The 8,566-nt window shown below is 42.9% G+C and carries 5 protein-coding genes; 3 read left to right on the plus strand and 2 right to left on the minus strand.

Annotated features, from left to right (window positions below; genetic code table 11):
* The first annotated feature begins 467 nt into the window (after positions 1–467).
* Positions 468–3,365 (plus strand): glycoside hydrolase family 38 N-terminal domain-containing protein, encoded by a 2,898-nt coding sequence (locus AC07NA_RS25130; RefSeq protein WP_494900723.1) that lies wholly within the window; start codon positions 468–470, stop codon positions 3,363–3,365.
* 20 nt (positions 3,366–3,385) lie between these two features.
* Here AC07NA_RS25130 and AC07NA_RS25135 read toward each other — a convergent pair whose 3' ends face one another.
* On the minus strand, positions 3,386–3,604 hold the full coding sequence (locus tag AC07NA_RS25135) for a hypothetical protein (protein ID WP_494900725.1): 219 nt from the start codon (positions 3,602–3,604) through the stop codon (positions 3,386–3,388).
* Between the two features lie 221 nt (positions 3,605–3,825).
* Here AC07NA_RS25135 and AC07NA_RS25140 point away from each other — a divergent pair, with 221 nt between their 5' ends.
* Together AC07NA_RS25140 and AC07NA_RS25145 are read left to right on the plus strand one after the other, a co-directional pair.
* Positions 3,826–6,636 (plus strand): outer membrane beta-barrel family protein, encoded by a 2,811-nt coding sequence (locus AC07NA_RS25140; RefSeq protein ID WP_494900727.1) that lies wholly within the window; start codon positions 3,826–3,828, stop codon positions 6,634–6,636.
* 8 nt (positions 6,637–6,644) lie between these two features.
* Complete coding sequence (locus AC07NA_RS25145) at positions 6,645–7,421, plus strand: GLPGLI family protein (protein WP_494900729.1); 777 nt, start codon at positions 6,645–6,647, stop codon at positions 7,419–7,421.
* Positions 7,422–7,425: 4 nt separating this feature from the next.
* On the opposite strand, the gene AC07NA_RS25150 is transcribed toward AC07NA_RS25145, so the two are convergent.
* The gene (locus AC07NA_RS25150) at positions 7,426–8,253 is read right to left on the minus strand and encodes a glycine-rich domain-containing protein (RefSeq protein ID WP_494900731.1); all 828 of its coding nucleotides are present in this window, start codon (positions 8,251–8,253) and stop codon (positions 7,426–7,428) included.
* Positions 8,254–8,566: the final 313 nt, after the last annotated feature.

The following is an 8,566-nucleotide window of genomic DNA, read 5'->3' on the forward strand; positions in this document are numbered from 1 at the left end:
ATCTGTCTGATATACATATCCTTTGTGAATACTCGTCAGAAAGACATTTTATTGCCTGATAGTTTGGGAGTTATTAACTATTAGCCAATTCATTACCTCCACTATTTTCTGTACAGAAAGTGGTGCTGTATCAAGGCATACTGATATACATATCACCCAGCGATGTGCCACCATCATAACAGCTGTAAACTTACACAGCCTCCTGCTATTTGAACAGAGAAACTCTTGCACGTTGTATAACCCGTTACGGGATAAGCAGGCAAAAAATATGATCAGGATATTTTGATTATTAAAAGCAATCCAATATGTTTGTACATTATAACTTTATATGTACAATGGCAATTTGCCCGGTACTGAATAAACGCCCTTTTTCTATAAGCCCTTAAAAAAGGCATCCCGGCTAATTGTAAATTTAGTCGGCTTACGCGGTAAACAATACTACTATACTATATCAACCCTCAAAACAAATGAGAAAACTGAATCTTGTTTTTATTGTGCTGATCATTTGCGCGACAAGCATTAATGCCCTTGCGCAAAAGGCCGCGCCCCCGGCAACGGCCTTCACTTCTGTTACCTTACAGCAAACCGTAGCCTACCTTAAATACAATGGCGAAAATCGCCGTATGGTAAGGCTGCTGTTCAAAAATGGAAAAAGCTTTGCCGAAGCCAAGGCTGCCGTAAGTTTTAATAACAATAAAGATGTAATTACCATACCGGCCAGTAAAGACGGGCTTGATGTTTACGAACTGGCCCTACCCGGCGCGCCTATAAAGGTATCTACACAGGCAACAGTTACCTTAACATCGGGTACGCAAAATTATGTGGCACGCTGCATTGTTGACCCGGCGCGCGATAACTGGAGCGTTTATGTATTGCCCCACTCGCATGTCGATATTGGGTACACCAATACCCAGGCTAAGGTGCTGAAGCTGCATAAGGAAAACATTGACGAATCTATAGAACTGGCTAAAAAAACACAGAATTATCCTGTTGAAGCCCGTTTTAAGTGGACAACCGAAGCGATATGGGTGGTTGACAATTACCTGAAAACAGCCGACGAAGAGAAAAAGAAGCGCTTTTGGGACGCGGTAAAAAGCGGCTGGATCAACCTGGATGGCGCTTATGGCAACATTAATACCAGCATGACAGATTCGAAACAACTGATGCAGATGTTCTACAAATCTCAAAAGTTAGCTAAAGATAATGGCATACAGATCCACACCATGTTTCAGGGTGATGTACCGGGCGCGTCGTGGGGTTTGTCTTCGCAGGTGGAGCAAACCGGGATCAAATATTTCCTTTCGGGCCCCAACGCTTCTGACAGGATTGGTCAGCTGGCCAAATGGCAGGATAAACCTTTTTACTGGGTATCGCCATCGGGCAAGCAAAAACTACTGTTCTGGCAATGCCAGCCGTACTCTATCGGCTATGCTTTAAAAGGCACCAAGATCCCTAACTTTTTCACTATTGAAGACCCTAAGCCGTTTTATACCGGTCATCCTACTGAAAACTTTCTGAACCCTTACGTTTTTGAATACCTCGCCGGTTTAGAGCAAAATAAGTTCCCGTATGATATGTCGATTCTTACCTGGGCCATGAGCGATAACGCCCCCATCGACCCAGAACTACCGGATGCCGTTAAAGCCTGGAACGAGAAATTTTCATCGCCAAAGCTAATTATTACCTCAACCAAACAATTTTTTAATGACCTGGAAAGTAAATACAAAGACAAACTGCCGCAATACACCGGCGATTATACCGAGTACTGGACAGATGGTGTAGCATGCGCGGCTAAAGAAACAGCCTTGAGTCGTCATACATCCGATCAATTGAAACAAGCGGATGCTATATGGGCCATTAACAACAAAGCCAACTACCCTGCCGATGCCTTTAACGATAGCTGGAAAAACCTGCTGCTTTATAATGAACATACCTGGGGTGCCTATAACAGTGTGGATGACCCGGATGACGCGAAGGTAAAAAGCGAATGGGCGGTAAAACAATCGTTCGTGTTAACGGCACACAGCAAGGTTGATTCGCTGATGAAACTTGTTTTAACCCCCGCATCGGCCAAAGCTAATACCATTGACGTATACAATACGCTATCATGGAACCGTACCGATGTGGTTTACGTTCCGGCGGCATTAAGTAAAGCGGGGGATCTGGTGAAGGATGCTTCGGGCAAAAAGATACCATCACAACGCTTAACAACCGGCGAATTGGTGTTTATAGCACAGGCAGTTCCGCAATTGGGCAAAAGCACTTATACTATAAATGCCGGTAAAGCCTTTGCGCAGGGCAATGCTAAAGTAACTGGCACCACGCTAAGCAACGGGCTTTACACTATTGATGTGGATAAACAAAGCGGTAATATTAAAAAACTGGTAAAAGCGGCGCACAACTATGTATCGGCAGATTCGGCCGGGCTTAACCAGTACCTCTACATGCCCGATGCTGCTTTAAAGAAAACACAAACCACCAGCAACACCATAATTAGTATTAAAGAAAACGGCCCGTTGGTAGTTAGTTTACTGATAAAGTCCGACGCGCCGGGTAGCAATTCCCTTACCCGCGAAGTTCGTTTAGTAAGTGGATTGGATAAGGTAGAGCTGATCAATACTGTAGATAAAAAGGCCATTCGCGCTAAGGAGAATGTACATTTCGCGTTTCCTTTTAATATACCGGGCGCACAGGTACGTTACAGCATTCCATGGGGAAGCGCCGCCGCCGAGGCAGATCAACTACCTTATGCCAACCGTAACTGGTATACCATGCAGCGCTGGGTTGATATATCAAACAGCGAATACGGCATCACCTGGAGCAGCCCCGATGCACCGCTGTTTGAAATAGGAAAAACCAATACCGGCAGTTTGCTGGGTGGCTTGCACCATTCGCCACTGTGGGTATCGTTTACGCCGCAATCGCCTAATATATACTCGTGGGTAATGAACAACCTGTGGCATACCAATTTCAGGGCCGATCAGGAAGGCGTGGTTACTTTCCATTATTACATACAGGCACACCAGGCCGGTTACGATAGTTACAAGGCTAACCAAACAGGTTTAGATAACCACCAGCCTTTGATAGCTTCGGCAGCATCGGGCAGTAATGATAAAGCGCCATTTTTTAAATTGGATAGCAAAACCGTATACATAGAGGCGGTAAAAGTTGCTGATGACGGCAAGGGATTAATAGCCCAATTGGTTAACAGCGGTGCCGATGAAAGCAGCGTAACGTTATCGCCTGTAAATACTTCTGCAATAAAAGTTTGGTCGAGCGACCTTTCGGAAGAGCGTAAAACGCAAAAAAACAGTACATTTACTATTGCAGGGAAAGATGTAGTGACCGTTAGAATAGAATTTTAGACCAATCCTCACATAATTATCTAAAAGCGGTATCCTGATTTTTTTCGGGGCACCGCTTTTTTTATGCGGTAATATTCGCCCTCTTTGCAAATTGCCAAACTCTTTCGCGGCAATTCCTTCAATAGTTTCAGGGCGTAGTAGCGATCGATCAAACGTAGTTTAATACCTTCAGGCATCTTTGTCTTCCGCACAAACTTCGCAAAGCCGGCCAAATTCACATCCATATAGCTATCCTTCACAATCTTATTATTTTTTGCATACAGGCTCCTGTATTTTCGAATCATTAATTAACAAACAAATAACATGATAAATTTTATTAAAACTGTAACATTAACACTTAATACGCGTCTGTTAGAAATAGCAATCAGACAGCTCCTTTCGTATCATTTTTGTTAATAAGTGTTAAATTTTTCCCAACTACTAAGAATTTAGTTATCATTGAGTGCCTTTAAAACTTTATATGAAATACACAATTTTTACCTTACTACTTTTCCTTTGTTTTACTTCCCGATCGTTCGCCCAAACGCCTTATGGTGTTAAAGGAGCTGTGGCCGATAGTGCCTCAAACGTAAAACTTAAAGACGCCTCCGTAAGTATCCTGAACGCTAAAGATTCCACATTGGTCAGCTTTACCCGCGCTGCCGAAAACGGATCATTTTCGATAGGCAAGCTTAGCAAAGGCAAGTTCCTTTTGCTGATCACCTATCCCGAATACGCCGATTATGTAGAAGAATTCAGTTTAGATTCGGCTAAAACAGAGCATAATTTTAAACAGCTGAACATGCTGCTGAAATCGAAACTATTGGCCGAGGTTTTAATTAAAGGAACCGCAGCCGCCATTAAAATAAAAGGTGATACTACCGAATATAACGCGGCCGCGTTTAAAATACAGCCCAACTCAAAAGTGGAAGACCTGCTGAAACAGCTACCCGGCATACAGGTAGATAAAGACGGTAAGATAACCGCGCAGGGGCAGGCTGTAAATAAGGTATTGGTAGATGGCGAAGAGTTTTTTGGCGACGACCCTACCCTTGTTACCAAAAACATCCGTGGCGACATGGTTGATAAGGTACAGCTGTACGATAAAAAAAGCGACCAGGCCACCTTTACCGGTATTGATGATGGCGAGAAAACCAAAACCATCAACATTAAGCTGAAAGAAGATAAAAAGAGCGGTTACTTTGGTAAGGTAGATGCCGGCATAGGCACTAAAGACTTTTACCAAGGACAGGCTTTGTTCAATAAATTTAAGGCCAAGCAAAAGTTCTCTGCCTATGGTACCTCCAGTAATACAGGCAAAACCGGCTTGGGCTGGGAGGATAGCAACAAATACGGAGGCGGATCTGACGGGATGCAGTTTGTTGACGATGGTATTATGTATTTTGGCGGAGGCGGCGATGACCTGGATTCGTTCGACGGAAGGTATAACGGTCAGGGTATCCCGAAGGCTCATACCGGCGGTTTACACTACGATTCTAAATGGAACGATGATAAAAACTCTATCAACACCAATTACAAAATAGGATCATTAGCTGTTGATGGTAGCACCAACACGCTATCACAAAACACGTTGCCAACCGGTATCATCAAAAGTAATTCCGACCAGATCTTTAACAATTCTATCTTCAGACAAAAACTTGACGCGACCTACCAAATTAAACTGGACTCGACCTCAAACCTGAAACTGACAGTTGATGGTACCGTTAAAAACAGCGAAACCAACAGCGACTATACTTCGGAAACACGCAACGGTAACGATGAGCTGCGTAATGATAACACACGTCGTTTAACCAATAAGGTTGATGGTCGTATTTTAAACATGAGCGCTTTTTATACCAAAAAATTCAAAAAAGCCGGTCGTACATTATCTGTAAACCTTGCCGAAGCATTTAACCAAAGCAATGCCAAAGGTTTCCTGCAATCGAACACCAACTTGTACGATAGCACAGGGGTGATCAGTAACCAAAAGATAGATCAGTATAAAACAAACGATACCAAGAGTTCTGTTTTGAGCAGTAATATTGCCTATACCGAACCTTTCACTAAAGCGTTTTCAGTAATATTGAACTATGGTTTCGGCATTAATAATAGTACTGCCGACAGGAAATCATTCGATCAGTCGGCACCCGGAAATTACAATTTGCTGAATGATTCGTTGAGTAATGATTTTAAGCTGAACCAGTTCTCGAACCAGGTGGGTGCTATATTCAACTACAAAAAAGAAAAACATGTGATTAACTTTGGTACCAAGGTATCTGATGTAAGCTTTAAGCAAGTTAACCTGTACACCGATGATATTTTTAAAAGACATTTCACCAACTGGAACCCACAGGCCAGTTACCAATACAGGTTTACGCAGCAAAAATCGTTCAGGTTCAATTACTATGGTAACACCACCCAGCCTACTATCGATCAGATACAGCCGGTACGTGTAAATACCGATCCGCTGAACATCACCCTGGGTAACCCCGATCTTACACCTTCGTTTAACCACCGTTTCAATTTAGGTTATAACTCTTATAAGGTGCTAAGTGGCCAGTCGATATGGTTAAGCGGTTCGTACTCGTTCACTACAAATCCGATAGTAAGCAATACCTTTACCGATTCAACCGGTCGCAGTACTTACCAGTCGTTCAACCTTAGCGGAAAAAAGCCGAACAATTTTTATGCTAATGCTTATTTCGATCAAAAGATATCAAAAGGTGATTTCAATATTGGCTTAAACATGAGTGCCAATGGTAACACCTATTACAACATGATCAATAATGAGCTCAATACCACCAAATCGTACACTTATTCGGCCGGTGTAAGTCTGTCGAAGTACAAACAAAAGAAGTATGATTTCTGGATGAACTTCCGACCTAATTATACCAAAAGCACGTCATCATATATGACGAATGGCGAGCTAAGGAAGAACATTAATGATGGTAAAGGTTTTAACGCTAATGCATCTTTTAACATCTATCTGCCGGGTAAATTACAAATATCATCGGATGGTAATTACGAATACAAGGCTAAAACACAATCGTTCCCTGATGATTTCAGTCAGTTCATCTGGAATGCTTCGATCGTTAAAACCTTCCTGAAAGAGGATAACCTGAAAGTATCATTAACCGGAAACGATTTATTGAACAAGAACGCGGGCTTTACCCGTAACACCACAGCTAACAGTTTCTATCAAAACAGCTACACTTCTATCCGCAGGTACTTTATGCTATCGGTAGTGTACGATTTTAATAAGATGGGCGGCGGCGTTAAAACTTCAAAATAAACCATATCATGAAAAGAATATATATCATCACCATAGCTGTAATTGCATGCTTAAGCAATATCGCGGCAGCCCAAAACGCGCGTTTCGCCCGCTCGGGCACCATTGAGTACGAGAAGAGCATGAACATGTATGCCATTATTAAAAAGAATATTAATAAGGATAATGAGTCATACCTGCAACCTGCTTATGATCAGTACAAGAAAAACCAGCCGCAGTTTAAAAAGCTGAAGAGCACGCTTAACTTTTCGGATAATAAAACATTGTTTGTACCAATTCCGCCGGAAAATACCAATAACGGTTTCTTTGGCAACAGCCCGATGACCGTGCAGAACAATACCGTTTATACCGATTTTAATACCAATAAAATAATTAACCAAAAAAAGGTTTATGAAGAAACCTTTTTGGTAAGGGACAGTACACACCACATTAAATGGAAAATAACCAGCGAAACCCGCGATATAGCAGGCTACACTTGCCGCAGGGCAAATGGTTTAGTGCTTGACTCGGTATATGTAGTCGCATTCTATACCGAGGAAATACCTGTATCGGGCGGTCCGGAATCATTTAGCGGCTTACCGGGTATGATATTAGGCGTAGCCTTACCACACGAAAACGTAACCTGGTTTGCCACCAAAGTAACCGATACACCGGTACCTGCCAGTTCGGTAGCGGCACCGGTAAAGGGAAAATCGGTAACCAGCAAGGAGTTTTTTGATAAAATAAAAGATGTAATGAAAGATTGGGGCGACTACGCGCAGGAAGCATTGAAAGCGTATTCTCTATAAGCGACTAATCGCCGCCACCACCACAACCGCTGCATCCGGAAGATGAACAACCCGAGCAGCCGCTGTTACAACCACTATCACCACCATGATGCCCGCCATCGTGGTGGTGATCTGATGATGTATTTCCATCGACATCTATTCCTCCTCCGCATCCTGCACCACCACCGTTTCCCTCTCTTTTCTTTTTGATCTTACCGGCATTATTGTCGATGAAAATTGAGCCGGGAATTACCATCACAGCAACCGCCACACAACCAAATATCAGAAATACGATTGCCGCCTCCATGGCTTGTACAAATAAGCCCCCTGCAACTAATGCCAGGGTAGCAATAATAGTGATCTGCGTTATGCGCGGCTTTTTAATTAGCCAATACCGGCTTAGATTAACACGCTGAAAGTTGATATCCGAAAAGCGGGTACGATTATCCTGCCATATATCTGCAGGAGGCTGAACGCCGAACTTCTCGACATATAATTTATTCGACAGGGAGTAATAGTTGTTAAACTTAACCGCTTCCTGTTTTCCACCTTTGGTAGGATTATGATGTATTTCACGGCCTAAAGTATCGCGACAAAGATCTATCCAATAAGAACGTGTAAAGGTTAAGTGTAAATGCCAGGCCTGATCTACCGGATCTGATGGGGTAACACCTTGGTCTGACACACAGCAAAGAAAGATGAATTTTTTGTATTCGTTAATAACGCGATGAGTGTAAGCAGCTGTCCAGCCATTTTCACGAGCGAGACGGGCAGAGAAACTAAAATCAGCATCCGGCTGATCCAGTTGAAAACTTTGGATCTTTTGCCAAAGCGAGGTTTCGGTTGCATTCATATACCATGATATGTATGCGATAAATATAGATAAATGTTTTGGTTGGAGAATTAGTTGTAAGTTGAAAGTTGTGAGTTGTATGGGAAGAGTTGCAGGTTGTGGGTTTTGAGTTGTGCGTAAGAAGCGTTAGTGTGATGCCACTTGTATGTTGGAATATCTCCTTACAACACACAACCCGGAACCTACAACACACCACCTACAACTCGCCTAAAAACAACAAAACCCTCTATCTTTCGGATAGAGGGCATGTTTAAGATTGGGCACCGACCTACTCTCCCACGTTTTACCGCAGTACCATCGGCTCTGGCGGGCT

The organism is Mucilaginibacter sp. GW821-FHT07G05 (genome assembly GCF_059418565.1).